Source organism: Hyphomicrobium facile (genome assembly GCF_900116175.1).
GTDB classification, from domain to species: domain Bacteria; phylum Pseudomonadota; class Alphaproteobacteria; order Rhizobiales; family Hyphomicrobiaceae; genus Hyphomicrobium_B; species Hyphomicrobium_B facile.
In genome coordinates, this window is the sequence record NZ_FPCH01000001.1 from 1,243,070 (window position 1) to 1,263,653 (window position 20,584).

The 20,584-nt window shown below is 59.3% G+C and carries 13 protein-coding genes and 1 tRNA gene; 9 read left to right on the forward strand and 5 right to left on the reverse strand.

Annotated elements, in window-relative coordinates:
• Positions 1 to 252: 252 nt before the first annotated feature.
• The 7 genes from BM399_RS06060 to BM399_RS06090 all read left to right on the forward strand — a co-directional run bounded on the left by BM399_RS06060 (position 253) and on the right by BM399_RS06090 (position 7,753).
• Positions 253 to 1,824 (forward strand): 2-isopropylmalate synthase, encoded by a 1,572-nt coding sequence (locus BM399_RS06060; RefSeq protein WP_092865513.1) that lies wholly within the window; start codon positions 253 to 255, stop codon positions 1,822 to 1,824.
• 203 nt (positions 1,825 to 2,027) lie between these two features.
• A complete protein-coding gene (gene mreB, locus BM399_RS06065; protein ID WP_092865516.1) occupies positions 2,028 to 3,068 on the forward strand; it encodes a rod shape-determining protein in 1,041 nt (346 codons plus the stop codon).
• Between the two features lie 39 nt (positions 3,069 to 3,107).
• The gene (gene mreC, locus BM399_RS06070; protein ID WP_092865519.1) at positions 3,108 to 4,043 is read left to right on the forward strand and encodes a rod shape-determining protein MreC; all 936 of its coding nucleotides are present in this window, start codon (positions 3,108 to 3,110) and stop codon (positions 4,041 to 4,043) included.
• On the forward strand, positions 4,040 to 4,555 hold the full coding sequence (gene mreD / locus BM399_RS06075; protein ID WP_092865522.1) for a rod shape-determining protein MreD: 516 nt from the start codon (positions 4,040 to 4,042) through the stop codon (positions 4,553 to 4,555). Before mreC ends, mreD begins: the two co-directional genes overlap by 4 nt.
• A complete protein-coding gene (gene mrdA, locus BM399_RS06080) occupies positions 4,552 to 6,345 on the forward strand; it encodes a penicillin-binding protein 2 (RefSeq protein WP_092865525.1) in 1,794 nt (597 codons plus the stop codon). Before mreD ends, mrdA begins: the two co-directional genes overlap by 4 nt.
• Positions 6,342 to 7,478: a rod shape-determining protein RodA gene (rodA, locus tag BM399_RS06085; RefSeq protein WP_244531096.1), complete on the forward strand. Its 1,137-nt coding sequence runs from the start codon at positions 6,342 to 6,344 to the stop codon at positions 7,476 to 7,478. The genes mrdA and rodA overlap by 4 nt, the downstream gene beginning before the upstream one ends.
• Before the next feature lie 199 nt (positions 7,479 to 7,677).
• Positions 7,678 to 7,753 (forward strand) — tRNA-Lys (locus BM399_RS06090).
• Positions 7,754 to 7,786: 33 nt separating this feature from the next.
• Here BM399_RS06090 and BM399_RS21085 read toward each other — a convergent pair.
• Entirely contained in the window at positions 7,787 to 9,004 is a 1,218-nt protein-coding gene (locus BM399_RS21085) for a site-specific integrase (RefSeq protein ID WP_092865531.1), read from the reverse strand.
• A gap of 798 nt (positions 9,005 to 9,802) precedes the next feature.
• A complete protein-coding gene (locus tag BM399_RS21090) occupies positions 9,803 to 9,979 on the reverse strand; it encodes a hypothetical protein (RefSeq protein ID WP_177228051.1) in 177 nt (58 codons plus the stop codon).
• A gap of 315 nt (positions 9,980 to 10,294) precedes the next feature.
• Between BM399_RS21090 and BM399_RS06100 the strand changes: the two genes are divergently transcribed.
• Positions 10,295 to 10,981 (forward strand): winged helix DNA-binding protein, encoded by a 687-nt coding sequence (locus BM399_RS06100; RefSeq protein WP_092865534.1) that lies wholly within the window; start codon positions 10,295 to 10,297, stop codon positions 10,979 to 10,981.
• Between the two features lie 444 nt (positions 10,982 to 11,425).
• Here the strand turns inward: BM399_RS06100 and BM399_RS06105 are convergent, their stop codons facing one another.
• Positions 11,426 to 12,502, reverse strand: a complete 1,077-nt coding sequence (locus BM399_RS06105) for a hypothetical protein (RefSeq protein WP_092865537.1) — start codon at positions 12,500 to 12,502, stop codon at positions 11,426 to 11,428.
• A 235-nt stretch (positions 12,503 to 12,737) separates the two neighbouring features.
• On the opposite strand from BM399_RS06105, the gene BM399_RS21535 reads away from it, so the two are divergent.
• Positions 12,738 to 13,241, forward strand: coding sequence for a recombinase family protein (locus BM399_RS21535; RefSeq protein ID WP_092865540.1), 504 nt, complete (start codon positions 12,738 to 12,740; stop codon positions 13,239 to 13,241).
• A gap of 152 nt (positions 13,242 to 13,393) precedes the next feature.
• Here BM399_RS21535 and BM399_RS06115 read toward each other — a convergent pair whose 3' ends face one another.
• A complete protein-coding gene (locus BM399_RS06115) occupies positions 13,394 to 16,903 on the reverse strand; it encodes an AAA domain-containing protein (RefSeq protein ID WP_092865543.1) in 3,510 nt (1,169 codons plus the stop codon).
• A gap of 455 nt (positions 16,904 to 17,358) precedes the next feature.
• Positions 17,359 to 20,583: a helicase-related protein gene (locus tag BM399_RS06120; protein ID WP_092865546.1), complete on the reverse strand. Its 3,225-nt coding sequence runs from the start codon at positions 20,581 to 20,583 to the stop codon at positions 17,359 to 17,361.
• Between the last annotated feature and the right edge of the window lies 1 nt (position 20,584).

A 20,584-nucleotide genomic window follows, 5' to 3' on the forward strand; every position in this document is an offset into this window, starting at 1 on the left:
GTCTGCCTTCATGGCGCGCGCGACGGACATTGCTGCTGATTTTTTGTTTGATTCCGGTGCTTTCGCGCATGGCGAGCACGGCGGTACAATCGCGCCTCATCTCCTGCTTTCGGCTCTTCTACTTACCGGCCCCTGGGCCGCATGACACCCCGGCCGTCGCCGGGTTCGTGCCCAGGGGATGAGACGGTCACCAATCGAGCTCGATAGCGATCGCGGCAGACCCAAGGGTCGCCCGGCAAAGGATGAAAAGCGATGACTTCCCCGACCAAGGCCGCGCCGAAGCGCGACGAAGACAAGATTATCATTTTTGATACAACCTTGCGCGACGGCGAGCAGTGTCCCGGCGCAACGATGACGTTCGAGGAGAAGCTGCAGGTCGCCGAGCTTCTCGATGCGATGGGCGTCGACGTTATCGAGGCAGGTTTTCCGATCGCATCGGAAGGCGACTTCGAGGCGGTGACCGAGATCGCCAAGCTCGCCAAGCAGTCGGTCATCTGCGGTCTTGCCCGCGCGAACTTCAACGACATTGACCGGGCGGGCGAAGCCATCAAGCCGGCGAAGCGCGGCCGCATTCATACGTTCATCGGGACCTCGCCGCTCCACCGCCAGCATCAGCTGCAGCTCACCCAGGAGCAGGTGCACGAGCGTGTCGTCGCGTCGGTGACGCGGGCGCGCGGCTACACCGACGACGTCGAGTGGAGCGCGATGGACGCGACGCGCACCGAGCATGATTATCTCTGCCGGGTCGTCGAAGCGGCGATCAAGGCCGGCGCCACGACGATCAACATTCCCGATACGGTCGGCTACGCGCTGCCGGAAGAGTATTTCGACCTCATCACGATGCTGAAGACGCGCGTTCCCGGCATGGACAAGGTCGTGATCTCGACCCATTGCCACGACGATCTGGGTCTTGCCGTCGCCAACTCGCTCGCGGGCGTTCGCGCCGGCGCGCGGCAGATCGAATGCACGATCAACGGTCTCGGCGAACGCGCAGGCAACGCCGCCTTGGAAGAGATCGTCATGGCCATTCGCACGCGCCACGATCTCATGCCGTACACCACGGGCATTCAGTCCGAGATGCTGGCGCGGGCTTCGAAGCTCGTTTCGGCGGTGACGAATTTCCCGGTGCAATACAACAAGGCGATCGTCGGCCGGAACGCTTTCGCGCACGAGAGCGGCATCCATCAGGACGGCGTTTTGAAGAACACCGAGACCTACGAGATCATGACGCCGGAGTCCGTCGGCGTCGGAAAATCGTCACTGGTCATGGGCAAGCACTCGGGGCGGGCGGCGTTCAAGTCGAAGCTGAAAGAACTCGGCTATACGCTCGGCGACAATGCGATGGAGGATGCCTTCAATCGCTTCAAGGCGCTCGCCGATCGCAAGAAGCATGTCTATGACGAGGATATCGAAGCCCTTGTCGACGACGGCATGGCGCACATGAACGACCGGGTAAAAGTCGCGGCTCTGACCGTGATTGCGGGCACGATGGGGCCGCAGTCGGCGACGCTGACGCTCGACATCGACGGGCAGTCGAAAACGGTGCAGAGCGCCGGCAATGGGCCGGTCGATGCAACTTTCAATGCGATCAGACAGCTCTTTCCGCATAACGCACGCCTGGATCTCTATCAGGTGCACGCGGTAACGGAGGGCACCGACGCACAAGCCGAGGTGTCGGTGCGTCTCGAGGAGGATGGCCGCGTCGCCACGGGGCGCGCCGCCGATCCCGATACGCTCGTTGCGTCCGCCCGGGCTTTTGTCGCCGCGCTTAATAAGCTTGTCGTGAAGCGGCAGAAAACCGCCCAGGCTCAGCAGGCAATTTAGGCGAATTAGCAGATTTTCGCTTAACTTTTAGTCGGGGTAGCGTGCAGCAATGTGCGCTACCCCGCGCCCGTTTGTCTGTATAACAACAGAAGCCGCAGCCCGTTACCATTCGCTCAGAAGCCTTGCTTTGGACAGGCCGGCCATCTTGTATAACGCCTTCCACACCATAAGCTGGGCGGCATCAGATTAGGCCAGGTTCGCGAATGTTCGGTTTAGGCTTCGGCAGCGTACTTCCCGATAACATTGCGATTGATCTCGGCACTGCGAACACGCTCGTTTACGTCGAGGGTCGCGGCGTCATCATCAACGAGCCGTCCGTCGTCGCCATTCGCTCGCGCGGTGGCGTCCGCGATGTACTGGCGGTCGGCGAGAAGGCGAAGCAGATGCTCGGCCGGACGCCGGAAAGCATCGAAACGATACGGCCGCTGCGCGACGGCGTGATTGCCGATTTCATCGCGACCGAGGAAATGCTGCGCCAGTTCATCGGGCGCACGAAGTCGCTCATCGAATTCGTACGCCCGCGGATTTTGATCTGTGTGCCAGCAGGCGCGACGCCCGTGGAGCGGCGCGCTGTCTACGAGACGGCGCTGTCGGCCGGGGCCCGGAAGGTCTTTCTCGTCGAGGAGCCTGTCGCGGCGGCGATCGGGGCGGGGTTGCCCATCGACGAGCCCAAGGGATCGATGGTGGTCGATATCGGCGGCGGGACGACGGACATCGCGGTTCTGTCTCTCGGCGGCGTGGTGCAGGCGCGCTCAATCCGCTGCGGCGGCACGGCGATGGACGATGCCATCGTCCGTTACGTCAGGCGCAAGCATCAACTGGTGATCGGCGAAGCGAATGCCGAGCGCATCAAGATCGAGGCGGGTTCGGCGTCGCGCATCATCAACGGCGAAACTGCCGAAATTTTTATTCGCGGCCGGGAGATCAGGGAGGGGAAGGCGAAGACGGTCGTTCTCGGGCCGCACGATATCGCGGAGGCGCTCGAGGGAACGGTCGAGCAGATCGCCGAATTCATCCAGCACGGAATCGAGGATCTGCCGGCGGAAATTTCGACGGATATCTGCGAGCGCGGTATTCACCTTTCGGGCGGCGGCGCCAAGCTCGCCAAGCTCGACGAGGAACTGGAACGCAGGATCGGCGTCAAGGTTCATTTACCCGAGCTGCCGGAGCAATGCGTCATTGCGGGGACGGCTGCGATATTGCGCTCGCTGAAGGAACGCGAGCATCTTTTGATCAGGCCTTGACCTGCGCCAATGCAGGTTGAGAGCAGCGGATAAATTGTTATGGCCCGGCTGAGGGACGACAACCTTTTTCTGCGGCGCGGCGATAGCGTGACGGCGGGAAAGCGCGCGCGGCCCGTGCTGCTGCTTCTTGTGTTCGCCGCCGCCGGCTTAATGTTGCTCAGCCGGCTCGACCACGGGATGATCGGCGACGTCCGCTGGCGGGCTCAGTCCTGGCTGACGCCAGTTCTGCAGGGCGCGATGATACCGGCCGAGCCGGTTCGCGAAATCGGACGAACGATATCGACGCAAGTCGATCTCAGAAACGAACTCGCGCGGCTCGGCCAAGAAAATCAAAAGCTCGAGAGCTGGAAGTGGCGGGCGCGCCAACTCGAAGCGAAGGTCGCCGAGCTCGAAGCATTGGCGAAGGTTGTCCCCGAGCAGAAGCTCGATTTCGTAACGAGCCGCGTCATCGCGGAATCGAACGGCGCGTTCGTGCGCAGCGTAACGATCGACGCGGGGCGAGCGCGGGGCGTCAAAGAGGGTTATCCGGTCATCAACGCCGATGGACTCGTAGGACGTATCGTCGACGCCAGTCAGAGCGTTGCCCGCGTGCTGCTTGCGACGGATCTCAACAGCCGAATTCCCGTTCAGATCGGCCCCAACGCCGTCCGCGGTATTCTTGCCGGAGACAACGGTCCCCGTCCGAAGCTCATCTACATTCCCGATGGCGCCAACATCGCGATCGGCGATGATGTTGCGACGTCCGGCACGGGCGGGTTGTTTCCCGCCGGTCTTCGCCTCGGAACGGTCGCGGGAAATCTCTCGGACCCGCGCGTTCAATTGCGTGCCGACCTCGACCGTTTGGATTACGTGAGCGTGCTCTTCTATGCCGATCCGTTCCGCGACCTCACCGACGATCTCGCGAACCGCAGGACGGCCGGGGAAGCAAACAACGTCGCTTCGCCGGGTCTTGCTCCGATCGGGAAACCAAAATGATGTGGTTTCGCTTTCTGATGCCGGTCATTTCCGTCGTGGTGCTGACGCTCGCGGCCGTGTTGCCGTGGGGGCTGGCGGCTGAAGATCGCTTCGTGCTGCCGCTCCTGCCCGTCATCGCGATTTACCGGTGGACGCTCGACAGGGATGCGTGGTTGCCGGAGTGGGTGGTCTTTCTCGCCGGCTTGACGCTCGACGTGTTGACGCAAGGTCCTCTCGGATATTGGGCGCTCGTTTATCTCTTCGCCTATGCCGTCGCGTTATTCGCCTCGCGCGTGAGGAGCGATAGCGCCTTCGGCAGAATGGCCCTCCTCGCCGGTGCGATCCTGCTGGTGACCGCCTTCGCGTGGCTATTGGCCTCCCTCTATTTTCTGCAAATGTTGAACTGGGCGCCCTATGCGAGGAGCGCGATCGTCGCGATGTTCGCCGCACTTTTGGTTGTTCCAGTGCTCGGCCTTATCCGATCCGTATCGAGGCCGCCGCGAGGTATCCGTTTCACTCGAGGCAGCGGATGACGGAAACCTCCAATGGGGATCGACGGCAACTGGATCAATTCACACGGCGAAGCCTGCTGCTCGGCGGCGTGCAAGCGGCGGGCTTGGGCCTTGTCGGTTGGAGGCTGTTCGATCTGCAGGTGATGGGCGCTCACCGTTATGGGCCGCTCGCGGAGAATAACCGTCTCAATCTGCAGGTCGTGGCGCCCAAGCGCGGGCGTATTCTCGATCGCTCGGGACGCGTGCTGGCCGACAACGAACAAGTTTTTCGCGTTACGATCACGCCGGCAATCGCAAAGAACGTGGGCGGCGTTCTGCGGCGCGTCAGCCGTATTCTGCCGCTTACGGACGACGAGATCGCGAAGATCGTCGCGCGGGCGCGGAAGCAGGGGCGGAACGTTCCGACGACCGTCGCATCGGATTTGAGTTTCGAACAGGTGGCGCATCTCAATCTCGCCGCGCCGAGCCTTCCCGGCATCAACACCGAGTTCGCGCTGCGGCGTCGCTATCTTGGCGGGTCGGCGCTCTGCCATGTCGTGGGCTTTGTCGGAAGCGTCGAGCGGTTCACGATCGACGATGATGCCGTTGCGAGGCTGCCGGAAATGCGCATCGGCAAAAGCGGCGCTGAATTGGGGTTCGATGGCGACCTCCGCGGCGCGGGCGGGACGCAGAAAGTCGAAGTCGATGCGCGCGGGCGCGTCGTCCGCAATCTCGAGACGGTCGATCCGGTTGCGGGCCGCGATGTGACGCTGACGATCGATTCCGAGCTACAGCGGCTGGTCGGCGACCGGCTGCAAAGCGGAGCCTCTGCGGCGGCTGCCGTGCTGGTCGATATCCAAACGGGCGGGATCGTCGTCATGGCTTCGGCTCCGGGGTTCGACCCGGGAGCCATTGCGGGTGGAATAACGGCCGCCGACTGGCAGAAGCTCGCGCAATCGGAAGACAAGCCGCTTCTCAATCGCGCTGTCGCCGGCCAGTACGCGCCCGGTTCAACTTTCGTTGTGGTGACGGCGCTCGCTGCGCTCGAAGCCGGTGTGCTGTCGCCGGGCGAACGCATCGTCTGCCACGGTGAGTACGAATATCGCGGAGACGTGTACCGCTGCTCGAAGCGGGAAGGGCATGGAAGCCTCTCCCTTCATGAAGCGATCAGTTCGTCTTGCGAAGTGTTCTTCTGCGAAGTGGCCGCCCGCTTGGGTATCGCGCGGCTCTCGGCTGCCGCGCGGGCGCTCGGGCTTGGAGCGACGTGGAACTTCGGGCTCAGCGAGGAAAAATCCGGGCTTGTTCCGGATCCCGATTGGAAGCGGGGCAATCTCAATTCGGCTTGGCTCGGCGGCGAGACGCTGCTGACCGGCATCGGACAAGGCTACGTGCAGGCGACGCCGTTGCAGCTTGCCGTGATGACGGCGCGGATCGCTTCCGGGCGGAGCGTCGTGCCTCAGCTCGAGAAGCGCGACGGCATATCCGGGTTCGTGCCTCTTGGCTTCAGTGAGGCGCATGTCGACGCCGTTAGGCAGGGCATGGCCGCCGCCGTCAACGAGCAGGGTGGGAGTGCGGAGGAGGCCAAGCTCGGCGCGGGCCGGCCAGTTGTTGCGGGCAAAACCGGGGCATCGAAGATGTTCATCGGCTATGAGCCGGCGGAGACGCCGCGATATGCCATCGCAACCGTCGTCGAGCGCGGCAACGCGTCAGCGGCTCTTCTCGCGCGCGATATTCTGAACTTCGCCGTCGATCGCGCGGATCATGCCGGCGGCAAGTCTCCGCAAGGCGGCGGCGTTTCTCCCACGGGCGACGACACCGGGAAGGCCGGATGATGGACGCGCTGTTTTCCGCTTGGAGCACGAGCCGGCCGCTTCGCCTCAGCGACAAGCTGTGGCGCATTCACTGGCCCGTGCTTCTGACGGCGTGCCTGCTCGCGGGTATCGGGACGGCGACGCTTTATTCCGTTTCCGGCGGCTCGTTTCAGCCGTGGGCGGAACGGCACACGCTGCGCTTTCTGGTCATGCTTGGCATTGTCGTCGCCATGGCGACCGTTCGCCTCGAAGTGTGGATGAAGCTCGCTTATCCGGCGTATCTCGCGGCGCTCGCAATGTTGGCGCTCGTGCCGTTTGCCGGTTCGGAGGCGCTCGGTGCGAAGCGATGGATCGACATTGGTCCGATCTCGTTCCAGCCGTCGGAGCTTATGAAGCTCGCCCTCGTTGCGGCGCTTGCGCGTTTTTATTTCCAGCTTCCGCCCGAAAAAATCGGAAAGCCTCAGTATGTCTTGGCGCCGCTGGTGTTGATCGGGGTGCCGGTGTTTCTGACCATGCAGCAGCCCGATCTCGGATCGGCTTGCCTGTTCGTTGCGCTCGGTTTGGCGCTGATGTTTCTCGCGGGCGTACCGCTTCGGTATTTCGCGCTCGGCGGGCTGATCACCATTGCCTCTCTGCCGGTGATCTGGTCGGGAATGCACGACTATCAGAAGCGACGCGTCGAAGTTTTCATCAATCCCGGCATGGACCCGCTGGGTTCGGGTTATCACATCACGCAATCGAAGATCGCGCTCGGCGCGGGAGGCGTTGCGGGAAAGGGCTTCATGCAGGGCACGCAGAGCCAGCTCGACTTCGTGCCGGAGAAGCACACCGATTTCATCGCGAGCATCATCGGCGAAGAGTGGGGCTTCAAGGGGATGCTGGTTTTGATCGCGATTTACGCCCTGCTCATTCTGATGATGATGATCATGGCGCAGAGGTGCGAGAACCGTTTCGCGCGCCTCGCCATTGCCGGGTCGGCGACCACATTTTTCCTCTACGTGTTCTTCAATCTCGCCATGGTCACCGGGCTCGTTCCTGTCGTCGGCATACCGCTGCCGCTCGTCTCGTACGGCGGCACATCGATGACGACGCTGATGATCGGTCTCGGGTTGGCGATGTCGGCGTATGTCCATGGGCGGGCCGCCGGGCGCTGAGCACGGGGCGCCCCTAGCCGATGGAGCGCCTCGGAAGCCCCCAAAATCGGCGTTTATTTCACAGGGCTGTTATAGTTTGAGGAGGGGGGTGGACAGCGCCCCCGGCCGATGCTATTCGCTCCTCCGAAGGGGCCCGCATTCGGGCCCCTTCGCCGTCCTTTGGAGCTTCGGCTCCCTTCGTCAGGCCGGTCATTGGTACGGGTGATTAGCTCAGTTGGTAGAGCAGCTGACTCTTAATCAGCGGGTCCACGGTTCGAGCCCGTGATCACCCACCAATAACATCAATAACTTACTTCAATCGCTATTGATCATTCCGACTCTGCGGTCGATGCTTCATTCCGACTCTTGGCCGCGGATTGTTCTCGATTTTGATTGCTTTCGATCCAGGCGCGACGGCGCCGTGCGGCGGTGACGCGCTGGGTCTCAGTCCGCTTCACATAGAGCCTCGCGGCTTCCGGCGTTTTGTGCCCCGAGAGTGCCATGACGCCCTGCTCTGTAAGTTCAGCATCGCCGAGTTCCGTGAGGCCGCCATGCCTGCAGGCGGCCAATGTGAGATCACGCGCAAGTTTGGCTTTCGTGGCGGCCTTTCGTACTCGCGCGCGGGCATCGCGCATTTTGAATGGGCGAGCTGGCTTCGATTTTCCCCTTTTCGGCATCATCAACACGACAGGAACGCCGAGGCGGTCCAAGCCCTCGAGATATGCTGTCAGCTCTGGGAACAGAGGGCCATCTTCATCTGAAAGCGGCAGCCACACGAGTTCACCCGTCTTGTGGTGAAGGATACGAACCGCATCTGGTCGTTCCGTTGGACGGTAATCCGTCCAGGTGAGATGGCCGGCTAAGACATTTTCGGGGCGTTGATGCCATTCGAAACAAATCAAGGGCACAGCAGCGAGATGAATTTCGCCCACTGCAATGAGCGCCTTGTGGAGCGCATAGGCTTCCTCGCGCGAGGCGGGTCGTGTCGTGCTGGTGTTGTAATCGAGTTCAACCCCTCGGAACGGATTTTCGGAAGGAATGGTCTTTGGATAGAGCCGATGGACGGCGTCCCACGCTCTTGCCATGATAGTGATGGCCAGGTTTGCAGTTCGGAGACGTCGCTCGACCCGTTTTCCCGGTTGAAGTTTGGCGTAGAGCGTATCTACCGCCCGGGCGCTCATTGAGGTGGCCTTGAGTTGACCCAGCCGTCCGCCGTCCTTCGTTTGGTAGAGCAAAACTAGGTCGAAGACTTTTTGATATTCAAGGCGCGATCTGGCTGAAACCTTTTCCCAAGCCCGGCTGCGTTTATAGCGCTCGACGAGCCAATCGAGCGAGCCCATGTCACCGCGTGCGTCAAGATCCGGGGGCGTCTCTGGTCGCAATCGCCAAGCATCGAGATGATGATTTAGAAGTTCGGCGCGCGCGATCGCTCCAGCATAGCTGTTTCCAAGAGATTGGCGATGAACTGGGCAACCAGCTTTTAGATCCCGGGTGGCCGGCGCCCAATAATAACAAATGCCGCTTCCACCCAGCTGTTTGGCGACCATATAGCGAGGCCAATTCGCCGGCTTCAAAGTAGATCTGCGACGTCGACGCTTTTGAGGGTTTTGCATGTCAATCGCTCGATAGATCTGTCCAATTCATCACGTAACCATCGCCGACCTTTGCCTGGTATTATGGTGGGAGGAGGATAGATTCTTCCCGCCGATCGCAAAAAGCTCCGCACAGAGACTTCATCGACGTATCGTGCCGCGGTCTCAGCGCGCATCAGACGCGGCCATTGGCGATCGCCAAGGGGCAACGATTGTATTCTCGAAAGTGCGTCTGAGTCTGATCGCATGCCTCCTGGATGGGAGCGAACAGCAAGCCTCGCAAGTTCAGAATTTATGCATCCGGCAATGGCAGGGTTTGCCGAGGTTTGTCCTGGTTCGCCAGGATTTCACTTTCTCGTTATCTTAAATTAGGCCACGGAATGTTTGATCGTTGCGGGCCTAATACTTTACTAGTCGGACTTGCCTGCTTCGCGTAAACAGCACTAACGCCAAAATAGTAAGACCAAGCCTCTGGCATCCGGTTATTTGCGCTGGCGCCGACGAACAATGTTTCTCAGAGTTTCCATCTGCTGATCGGCTCCCACAAGACGAAGGCTGTTTTGTCCAAATGGCAGACATTCGCGAAATTAAGAGGTGCTCCAACAGCGCGTTGTTGGCGGCGTCAGCTTGTCGATGTTAACCGGACACCCGGGGCTTTTCAGAAGTGGCCTCAAGCAAATCGGTCGGCCGCCTTCAATGAAGCGGTTGCTGACCTATCCTTCGATACGTCTTGCCGGCGATCATGCGTTTGACCTAGCCGACATTGCGGGCCTCGATCTTAAGCGCAATATCTTCGACGGATAGCCGTGTCTCCGACAGACGGCGGATGCTGCAGACTTGACCCGGCGTCAAAACATCCTCCCTGCCGGCCAGCACCTTCAGATAAAAATCGTCGCTCCGCCAAAGTTCGGCGAGAAAAGGATTTGTCACGCTGCTCTGCGGTGCAGAGCCTTTAATTCCGGTGACGGCCGACTTCGAGAAAGTCGATTGCTCAGACGAGGACGTTCATGCTGCCAATCATGGCGATGGTGCGGCCTGAGAGGCCAATTTGGGCGTAGGGATTCTGCGCTCACCAAATCGTGAAACCCCGCCAAACCCTGCCAACCCATGACGTTACATGCCAGGCCCGAGTGCGAGAAAATGGGCCTTTTCATAAGAGTTTTTCGCGGTTTTGATCGTGCGCGTCGGCAAGGCTGACGGCAGGTGCGGGGCATCGCACACCGAGGACACTTAGGAGGGAAGGTCATGCGCGTTGATTGGAATGAACGAATAGGCGGCATCAAAATGATTGAAATTCGCGATTTTCTGAGGGTCCACGGGCGCCACGTATCGAAGTCTCTCGTATCGCAGCGTTTAAGCGTTGGTGAAGAAACCGCGATGATTATCGTTGGAAAGCTATTGTCAGAAGATTTTGTAGCCGTCGAGGATGAGGATCGAGGTGAGCGACGCTATAAAATAACCGACAAGGGGTGTCGGCTAGCCTCCACGCGGGCTGTCAAAAGGATCGACAGGCACGAGGCTGTGCCCATCCTTCATAGATTTCATGCTCGTATTGAAGCGGTGAATGCGCGACGCGACCTTATTTTCTTCATAAGGGAGGTACGCCTGTTTGGAAGCTTCATAGACCCGCTAGCGACGGACTACGGTGACCTAGACGTCGCGATAGACTTTCAAGATAAGTCAAGGTTCAATGGCGATCTCAAGGGTCATTGCGAGGCGCGAGCAGACCTCCATGGCAGGTTTCTGTACGGGTGGCATGCGGTTAAGTACTGCAAAGAGGAAGTCAGGAAGCTCGTAGCGGCACGAGATCGTTATATCTCTGTGAGTTGCATGGTGACGCTCGAGCGGATTAAGGCGCCTTCAGAACCGTTCTATATAGCGCCCGATAAAGTCGATGACCTTACAACGTCTGAACATGCTTCTGCTACATAGCCGGAAACGGACTGCTCCGGCGGCGCAGGTGGTCAAGGTTCTTAACAGCCTGAACCACAAAGGAAATTTTCGGGATTCGCTTGGAGCTCCCCAGGGGCCTTCCCGCGATGAGGTTCGATGCCCAGAAGAGGACTCGAACCCGGTTTGGCGCCCCAGGAGGGACTCGAACTCAGTCTGGTGCCCTCCAGGGATTCACTGATCGCCCCCCAAACAATCCATGCAAAAGAAGCATTCAGTGAATGCCGCACGCGGTGGGTCGTCAGGGGGCGACACAAGCATTGATCATCATGCGCACCTTGCATGGCTCGCGAAATATCCTGCGAAACGACCAGGAATAAAGAGGTCTGGCAGGGTTTGGCGGGGTGAGAAAAAATGCTCGGTGCAGGGCTTAATAGGGCATATTTGAGGCGCAACAGGGGGCGGATAGCCTAGTTCCTAGCGTGCTCAATGATCCTCTGAGGTCACGCGCTGATCAGCCAATGTGATCATTTCAAGGATCAAAGTTTCGGGTTCGATGTGAAGGGGGTCGAATGCCGCGACACGGTCCTTCGCCCACTGAAGCCAATCCGCGAGCGAGCGGTCCGCTACGACCACTGAGAAGTCGGCAGTGTTGCGCTCAAGGTGGGCAATGAGCACCCCTAGTTTGTCCAGAGCCTCGAGTCGCTTGGCGTATGAAACAAATTCCGCCCAACGACGCTCGTCGCGCCGTCTGTATGCTTCTTCCTCACGTTTTTTCTGCCGTTCATCGAATTCTCGTTTTGCCCGCTTCTCTTCGTCCTGTCGTATGCGAAGAAGCGCGGGTGCCGCCTTGAGAAGTGCGGAAACAATCTCGGGCGCCATGTCCTCCAGTCGCTTGGTGGCGGTGTCCTTCCACTGTCTTCGGATGAGGTTGTGCTGCCCTAAGAAGCTCTCGATGCTGAAGATGAAGTCGCCGGTCGGTTTGAGGTCATAAGAGATGTCATTGACCCCGCTTCTTTTTATTGCGGTACGTCTTTTCCTTTCGCGCAGAGTGCAGCTAATCTCGATCGTTTCATATGCGAAATAGATGTGATTTCGTTCGTGTCGTGCGAGAGGTTTGATGCCGTGCTCTTCGACCGCTTTGAATATTGGATCCAAGATCTGTTGCTTGCGTAGCTCTGACGCGCTCCGGACCGATGCGAAGTGGGGATGAGTAGCAATGAAATCCTTCCGTTGTTCACGCCATCCAGCGATAACCGGATGCGGTTTTAATGAGGCTCTTGACTGATCCTCTTGTTCCTCCTGACGTGTAAGGACGATATGGGAAGGCGTCGCTGGCGATGGGCTGGGTAATTTGCGTTGGAAGACAAATTTGCCTTCTTGTTTGCGCTTCCAATAGGAGGGGCGCGGGTAAGGAATCTGAAGTTCATCGAAGATTTTTTTCAGGCGGTGAGGCGTGATGCTCAATTCCTGCGCCAGCGTCTCTAAAGGAGCCTTCCATGCGCGCGTGTACAACTCCTTGCGCGTGTGAATTGTCTCGCTGTTCTGACTCGGATCCCGCATGTGATCCTCAATACGAGAGGAGGACCCCCACCAGAAAAAAGGGTCCTTTTTTGTGCAGCCTCGTTGCATGATGGTTAGCGGCCTGGGTATCTTTGGATTTGCAGGGGTGTTTGCCCACTCAAGCACCCCTTTCAAATAGTGAGTAAAAAGGACCCTTTTTGATACTTTTCCACCATCTACTTGGATGCTGCCCGCAATCACCTGAGGGTGGTGCTGGCGTCATAGGACTTTGGGCATGCTGATTGGCTATGCGCGCGTTTCCACGGATGACCAGAGTCTGGATCTGCAGATCGACGCGCTCAAGCAGGCAAAATGCACGAAGATCTTTTGCGACCCGGGATATTCAGGTGCGCTCGAATACCGGCCAGCTCTCGATGAAGCGATACGTTGGCTGAAGACAGGCGATACGCTTGTCACCTGGAGACTTGATCGATTGGGCCGAAGCCTTTCCCATCTCATCTCACTCGTCGCGGATCTCGAGGGCAGGGGAGTGGCGTTCCGGTCGATTTCGGATGCTATCGATACGAGCACCGCTGGTGGCCGGCTTCAGTTTCATCTGTTGGGCGCTTTGGCCGAGTTTGAACGTTCCCTCATCAGTGAACGCACCAAAGCGGGGTTAGCTGCTGCTCGTGCCAGAGGTACGAGGTTGGGACGGCCAGCGAAGCTCGTTCGAAGAGACTGCGACGCGGCTCCTACGAAACCCGCGAAATCGCCTTTGGCGAATGTGGCCCAAGCCTAAATGTTTCTCCGGTCACACTGCGGCGAGCAATTTCTGTCCGACGCAACGTTAGGCCAATCAGTGGCAGACAATCGGTTTCGCAAGTATCCGTTGAATTGTATTTCTACGCTCAAATGTCATCTCATGCGCGAGGACATTGCTATGATGTCCACTCACGCTCGACGTCGCTCGTTGCCATCGCTTGAGGCCTGCCGCGTGCCGTCGCACTTTGGATATTGTGTGCATCCGTAGAACTTTCCACGCCGCCCGGTACGAAGCGCTGTTGGGGATTTGCACTTAGGACATTTTGGGCCGAGTAGAGGCAGTGAATCTGCATCGGGATCTTCAGCGTTTCGTGTAGCACTATTGCCGTTCAGTGACTTCTCGTTTGCCCTCCAGCCGCACTCGCTTTCACAGGCGAAGTACGGACCAAACCGGCCATCGTTATAGATGGATCGGCTGTCGCATTCCGGACAACGCGGGTTTTCGGCATCAGCGACAGATGAGGCGGCCTTGTCTGTCGACATACGCCGTTTTGACATGTGACCAGCGATTGCAGCCGCATAGCCTTCGTTGACGGCGCGGGTCATCGTTTCATCGGAGCGGCCCGCGTGGCTAAGGGCGTTGAGCGAGCCCAGCCAAACGATCCGATTGTCGATCAGGCAAATTTTTTGGTGGATCTTTGCACGGCAATCGACAGTCACACCGATGCCTTCGAGCATGTCGAGAGCTTCACTGCCTTGCTCTCGTGGTACGGAGCCATTGGTCTGTGGGGGGCGCGTGACGCATCGGATCTTCAACCCATCGGCAATTTTGGCGCGGAACAAGTCGCCCAGCTTCCCGACGCGGGCAGGCGTGACATAGCCGGAGAAAATAACGATCGATCGCTTTGCTTCACGGATATCGTGCTCCAGTGCCAGTTCGAAAGTTGGCTCGTCGAAGATGCCGAACGTCTCGATCATCTTTTCGAACGGCGGCTGTCCCAAGAGACCCTTCAGATCCCGCTCTATGGGGCGTAAGGCGAGGACGTCGCTGCCTCGGATTACCTGGCCACCTCCCTGCATATCAAAGAGCACCGAACGAAGCAGGGATGTGGAGGGCAATTTGCGGTCGAGGTAGGTGAGGTTTGCCAGCACAATCAGTCGATGCTTGGCGCGACTGATGGCAACGTTGATGAGGCGTGCGCCGACATTCTTCGGCGGCACGCCTTGGACGAACTGACCCAGGCTCCAGGCCCCACCATGTGATTCTGGGATGTCCAGTAGCATCGTGCTGCGTTCGTCGCCCTGGTAGCTGTGGACCGTGCCGACCTGCACTTTGTCGTGTAGATTTTCTCCCTCCAGAAGTTTGCCTATGATCTTTGCCTGCGCGGAATAGGGCGTGCAGATACCTAGATCCTCATGCTCTTGAATGGCGCCGTGCTTGGCGAAGTGGAACGCAATATTCCTCACGAGGAGCGCGTTCATCAGGTTGAATCGGGAGAAGAAGGCGTTCTGCGATTCAAACGGCCACAGGTCGGAGGTGTCGACAATCGTCAGGGGCTGATTGAAGGGCGGAGGTACTTGGTCCGTCGCTTCGAGCCGATCCGCGGCAGTTCCAAGTTTTCCGGCATACATTGGCTCGGCGATCAGCTGGCAGATGGTGCGATGCATGCGATACTGCGTGTTGAGCATCATGATGCGCGGATCGTTCTCATTAATTCCGTTAGCGGTGAAGGCGTCCGTGCCAATGGCATCAACGATGCTCTGCTGTTCACTCGGTACAATGGGGGGGATCTGCCGAAAGTCGCCGCACACGATGACGCGATCTTTGGCGAGGCCGGTTGCGAACCACGCCACAGGCAGCAGCACCATCGATGCCTCGTCTATGATGACCAAATCGACTTGGCCGATTTCTCGGACGGCCAAGTAGGCTTTGGTACACGTGACTCCGAGTATGCGCGCTTCCTTGATAATGGTTTCGCGAATGGCAGCAATCTTGGCCTCGATATCACGCAGCTCTGCGATAAAATCTGAGCGCTCGTCGGCAGCGATGCGGATGGCTTCCTCGGCCGCCGTCCTATCTTCTCCGGCAAGGGTGTTTCGCATGGCGTCATGATCGGTGGCAGCCGCGTCGAACACGCGTTTGGCGGTTTCGTAACGCTGCCTGACAGCTTGCATCTGGGCTTCAATATTCGCGTGTTCGGCCTCAGCGGCGGCAAGATCACGCGTGATGCTTTCTTCATTGCGGCTCAGCAAGGTGAAGAAGGCCTTCTGCCGCTTCTCCAGCTCGGCCTGGAAATCGGTCGTGCGCTGCGCGTTGCGTTGGTGCGAGCGTTGGGCGCTCTCGGCGTCGGAGGCAATCTTCGCAAGCAGTTCGCGTGCTGCCGCCAGCTCCGCGGCGGCTCGGTCAAGCTTCCCGAATCTTGCAATAAGTCGCTGGCTCTTGAGGGTCCGGGCATCGAGCAACTCCAAAGCACGCTCGACCTGCGCGCGACGGTGCCGCAACTCCTGGCTGCGCCGTTCCACGATGCCGTCGATGGTAACGTAGTCCGCGTAGTCGTTGAGTTTTTTGTCGGCGATCCGACCTAATCTGACGACCCGCCCTTCCCGCATGGCTGGATGGTCAGTCTCAAGGGCTTTACAGATGCTGTACAGCACCTGATCGACGGCTTTATTCGTATTTGAGCAGACAAGGATGCGCCGACCGCTTTCGAAAACCGCTCGGACGATCTCGGCCAACGTCTTAGTCTTGCCACAGCCGGGGGGACCCCAGATCCACGTTACGGCGGCGGTGGATGCCGCCGCGAAGGCGCGCTGCTGTGCTGCGTTGAGCTCTTTCGGCGGCTTTGCATCGATGAGCTCTGGCTTGGTAGGATGGGCATTCCGGCCAGCGATGCTGTCGGCAAGATCACGGTTGAGGCTCACTTCGCCTTTCTTGACCTGCTCGATCTTGGTCACCAATGCGGCAAGCAGGGCGGTGGTGTCAATGACCAGAATGGCCTTGGCGATCTCGGCGCCTAAATCTTCGCGTAGGGCAAGAACGAGGCGACCTGCTGAGATGGAGACGATGGTGCCTTCGACGCGGCGTCCAAAGGCCTGCAGCTCAATCTGAGCTTCTTCGAACAGCTCGGCTTCGTCAGTGAAAGGAAATGCATAGAGTATGTCGTCCTGCGCAGTCTCCAGCCGTTCGCCATTCTCCAGCTCGTAGCGTTTCTGGTTGGCGCTGTTGCGCTTAATCTCGGCAATGAGTGCATTGAGAGCCGCGATGAATAGGTCGGGCAGGTCGGCGTCCTTCGCAACCGGCAGCGTCAGTTCTTGACTGAGCGTGCGCTGCCACGGTTCGGGTAAGCCGGATGTGCCTGGCGGCCTTATGCGTGTGAGGCTTGCCGGGCGTTTTTGGTCGTCGGGATGAAGATGGCTGTTGGTGGTATCAGGGGAGCCCTCCGGCGCTAAGTTGCCATCCTGCTCGTCATCAGGTTCATCGCGGGATGGTCCAGGGGGTAGTTCAATAATTACATTATCGTCGGCCGCTGCCATCTCCTGAATGCGCTGGAGTACTTCAGCGTTCAGCTGCTTCGCACCTGCGGTGCTGCGGAAAGTTAGCTCCTCGCGAAGCTGCTCTAGGATGGCATGCTCATGTCCGCGTTCTTCGTACAGCTTGCGTAGCTGAGCGATGCCAAATTGTATTAAAGGTCGCCGCATTGATGCCCCCACTCAGCGGAATGAGTGGCGGATTAAGCCTCTGGCATCAAGCAACCGACCGATTTTCTTCGGTGACATGATTGAGGCAGCTACTTGCTGTGGCGGACCTGTGGCCGTTTGGCCTCAGAGAACTGTCGCCTTCGCCGATTACCGACTGGCTCTTCCTGGCCCTTACAGCGACGGCCTTCCGAAATGTTGGCAGTCCTTCAGGACCTCAAAGAGACCAAGCGATCTAAAGTCTGCTTTCTCGGTATTGCTGTCTCCTGATCGTGACCGTAATGGCGAGGAAGCGGAAGTCGCTCTTAGTCGACGATTAGCATCAATTTGGCTGCGCCGAACGGCCGCTGTTCGCCCCGAACCTGGCGAACTGAGCGGTTGCAAGTGGTACACACGTCGGAGCTTGGTACACATCAGGGCCATCACGTCATTGTTGCTGCCCGCGTCATTCGCGTAAGCTAGGCTCTGACCCTCATCGGGCTGAGATTGATCTGCAGCTCAGCCACGATGGGCTCCCGCTCTTGTTCGGGGATCTCTTTAAGCAGATAGGCGATCAAGTCCTCCTGCTGACTCTGACCAAACACCATCCGATAAATGGCCAGGGCTCGGCGCAAATCGTGCAACCTCGCGGCGTCACGACTGAAGGGGAGGGCCGGGACATGGCGCTCGATATGTGCGTCGCCGGCAAACAGCCAATAGGGTTCGAGGTCGTTGCGGCCTGGTCCTCGTTCGCGGGCGGCAATGTCGAAGGCCGTATGCCAGACGTCGGGGCCTGCAGCGCGTAATGCGGCTAGGCCATGCGCGGTTGCGACGTTCTTGCGGATCGCATGCCCCTTATAGCGGTGAACGCGCCCCTCACGTTGCTCTAGATCGACCGGGTTCGAGGGCAGGTTCCAATGTGTGATGGCGTGGCAGTAGTGATGAAAGTCCAGTCCTTCCTGGCCGACCGAAGTCGAGGCGAGGACGAACGGCCAGAATGGCGAGTTGAATGCGGCGCGAACGCGTTCTTTCCGGGTTACACCGGAGTCGTCGAGTGCGCCCGTCTCCTCGTCCGATTGCTGGTCGCCAAAGCGCATGGCAAAGCGGTTGCGAAGGCGTTCGGGCTTCACCTGCACAGATCGGGTGTAGGGTGGCGCGCTGATAGCATCGATGGTGATGTTGGCTGTGCGGATGGTCAGCGCTTCGATGATGGCGTTGGAGAGGGATCTCGCAACCTCTCCCGCCGATCGGTCGCTGGTCTCGGATCCTTCCTGGAGCAGGTGCGCATACTCATCGAGAACTGCCTGCAATCCTCCTGCATGCGCGTAGGCGAGTGCCATTTTCCAATAGGGCTCGTCCGTCATCACCGCACGGACGAGCTCGATCACCTCGGGATGATTGAAGAGCGACAGAAAGGCGTGGCCAACCCGGCCGGCCGCCTCACGCACACTCACACCCTCCATGGAGCATCCACCACCTCTGCGACTAAACGCTCTGAGGGCTGCAGTGGCCGGCCCCGAAGATGCGGATAGCGCCAACACTTCACAGAGATCGTCGGGCTTCCGGCCGAGCATCGTTGCTCCTGAACGCACAGCAGCGATCGTATCCCGCGCGAAGTGGACGTGGTCTGCCCAGCGGCCGTCGTCCTCGGCCTCGTCGTTCGACTTGCTCAATCCCCAGGTCTTAGCGAGCGCGGAGTTCGTCCACCACGCGCTGGAAGCGACCGAATATTGTGCCTCATCGAGCAGCATGGGGGCTAGCCAATACCATCGCTCGTCGGCAGGGCCTGCGTGGTCCGCGACAATCTCAAGTGTGGAGAGAAGCTCGGAAACTTTGCGCGCAAGCCGATCTCGCATCTCGGCAGCTGATACCACCTCTGCCGCAGCGAGGGCCAGAGGGTCACAGGCCGTTGCCAGTGTCAGAGAAGGATAGACGAGCAGCAGAAAAGGAAGACCGGACGGACGGCCCGCAGAATAGCTGAATCGGAGGAGGCCACGTTGCTTCAGGCGATCGTCTTGCGTGACCTTGGAGCGCGGCGCCGTCGCCCGCATCATCTGGCGTTCGGCTTCATAGGACAGCATCGATGCCAGGGCCCTCGGGACCATGTGCCATGCCGAGAAGACGAGGCGCTTGGTGACATTCTGCAATTCCGGCGCCGAGTATGGACCATCAAGATCGTAATGGCGCAGCGAGGGCGGCAACCAGAGCAGGCGCCACATGCCACGTCCCACGGTCTCCTCGACCAGCCCCCGCAGTCGCGCATTCGCGGGATCGATCTGTTGGTAGTTGGCGAGGCGTGCCGCGTCGATGAAGCAGTCGCCATGTCTGCGAACCAGCTCAATCAATTCGCGCTGCTGATCCCATGCCTTAAAGGACTTCTTGAGCTTGTAGTCGTCCATGAAGTTGAAGAGATAAGGCGATGATTTCCAGTACTCGACAATATCGCCCTCCTCGATCAGATCGGCAATCGCCTGGGCTCCAAGATAACCGCGAACATCGTGCTCCTTGAGCGGTACGTTCGGCGGGCTGACCTCCCGCAGCATCCGCGGACTGCCTGGAAAAGTGTTTCGCTCTGTTCGCGCGATCGTCCGCCGCAATCGCGCTTCGAGGGCCCTCACGGCGGTGGTCAGCTTGGACATTCCGTTCGGTTGCATGACGTCGACGAGCGCGGCGCGATAGTCGGCGAGCAGCTCCTCGATCTCGTCCGACGTCCCATTCTCCAGAAAGCGGAGCGTGGACAAAAAATCACTGTAATGGTCGTCGCCGGTCTCGTGATGCAACGACAGGGCGCGGTAGGGCGTCGCGGACAGAAGCAGGACCCTGGCGCCGAGCTCCTGATTGGACTGAAACAAATCCCGCGCGAGGTCGCCCGCCTCATTGTCGTCTTTGAGCAGATGGCTGAAGCGCTGGAATTCATCGAGAATGATCAGGTCTGGTCGTATGGAAGTCAGGCAAACCCTGGCCAGCAGCTGCCTCATGTCCCCAAGCCAGCGCGTGCGCTCCTGGGCCTCCTCCACCGTCGGTCGCGAGTTGCTGCGGGCAAAGACTTCGCAAAGTGCGTCGAAGCGCCGCTTGAGATCAGCTGCTTTTCGTTTCCGATCTTGAGCGATGGACTGCTCGAGTGTCGTAGTAAAGTGCGTCCTGATCTCGGGATTCACTCGGTCATGATCGAAGCGAGCCAAGTGAGCCTGGAACCTGTCTGCCCCAGCCTGATTGCGCAGGACATGGAGCGCCGCCTTGCGCCCATTGAATTGCCAAACCTCATCGAGCAGCGCGTACAGCAGCACACGCTCGTCGTAGCGGCCTCCGCCCTTGGATTGCTCGAACGAGGTGGAGGGGGTGAGCGCGATAAAATTGACCCGATTGGCTGCCATCATCTTCAACTCGAGCGGCAGCAGCGTCAAACGCGTGGCCTGCGCCGCATCGGCAAGCTGTGGGATGCGCATCCGCTTAATGTTCTGCCGTGCGATGTCGGCGTTCGAGCAGACATAGAGAATGTTAATCTGGTGCTGGGTCCGGCTCAGATGGGAGATCGCCTTCGCGATCACGCCTTTGGCGATCAGGGTCTTGCCCAGCCCGACCTCGTCGGCAACGAGAAAGCGAGCGCTCGAGCCTTCCTCGTAGAGGCGCGCGAAAGCGTAGTCGACCGTTGCCCGCTGAAAGTCCTTCAGTTTTGCCAATGTGGAGGCGGGGTCGTGCCACATG

Bases quoted from the DNA above. Each gene is read 5' to 3' on its own strand.
- mreB (WP_092865516.1), top strand. From the start codon at position 2,028: ATGTTCGGTTTAGGCTTCGGCAGCGTACTTCCCGATAACATTGCGATT.
- BM399_RS21535 (WP_092865540.1), top strand. From the start codon at position 12,738: ATGCTGATTGGCTATGCGCGCGTTTCCACGGATGACCAGAGTCTGGAT.
- rodA (WP_244531096.1), top strand. From the start codon at position 6,342: ATGATGGACGCGCTGTTTTCCGCTTGGAGCACGAGCCGGCCGCTTCGC.
- BM399_RS06120 (WP_092865546.1), bottom strand. From the start codon at position 20,583: ATGTGGCACGACCCCGCCTCCACATTGGCAAAACTGAAGGACTTTCAG.
- mreC (WP_092865519.1), top strand. From the start codon at position 3,108: ATGGCCCGGCTGAGGGACGACAACCTTTTTCTGCGGCGCGGCGATAGC.
- mreD (WP_092865522.1), top strand. From the start codon at position 4,040: ATGATGTGGTTTCGCTTTCTGATGCCGGTCATTTCCGTCGTGGTGCTG.
- BM399_RS06060 (WP_092865513.1), top strand. From the start codon at position 253: ATGACTTCCCCGACCAAGGCCGCGCCGAAGCGCGACGAAGACAAGATT.
- BM399_RS06100 (WP_092865534.1), top strand. From the start codon at position 10,295: ATGCGCGTTGATTGGAATGAACGAATAGGCGGCATCAAAATGATTGAA.
- BM399_RS06105 (WP_092865537.1), bottom strand. From the start codon at position 12,502: ATGCGGGATCCGAGTCAGAACAGCGAGACAATTCACACGCGCAAGGAG.
- BM399_RS21085 (WP_092865531.1), bottom strand. From the start codon at position 9,004: ATGGTCGCCAAACAGCTGGGTGGAAGCGGCATTTGTTATTATTGGGCG.
- mrdA (WP_092865525.1), top strand. From the start codon at position 4,552: ATGACGGAAACCTCCAATGGGGATCGACGGCAACTGGATCAATTCACA.
- BM399_RS06115 (WP_092865543.1), bottom strand. From the start codon at position 16,903: ATGCGGCGACCTTTAATACAATTTGGCATCGCTCAGCTACGCAAGCTG.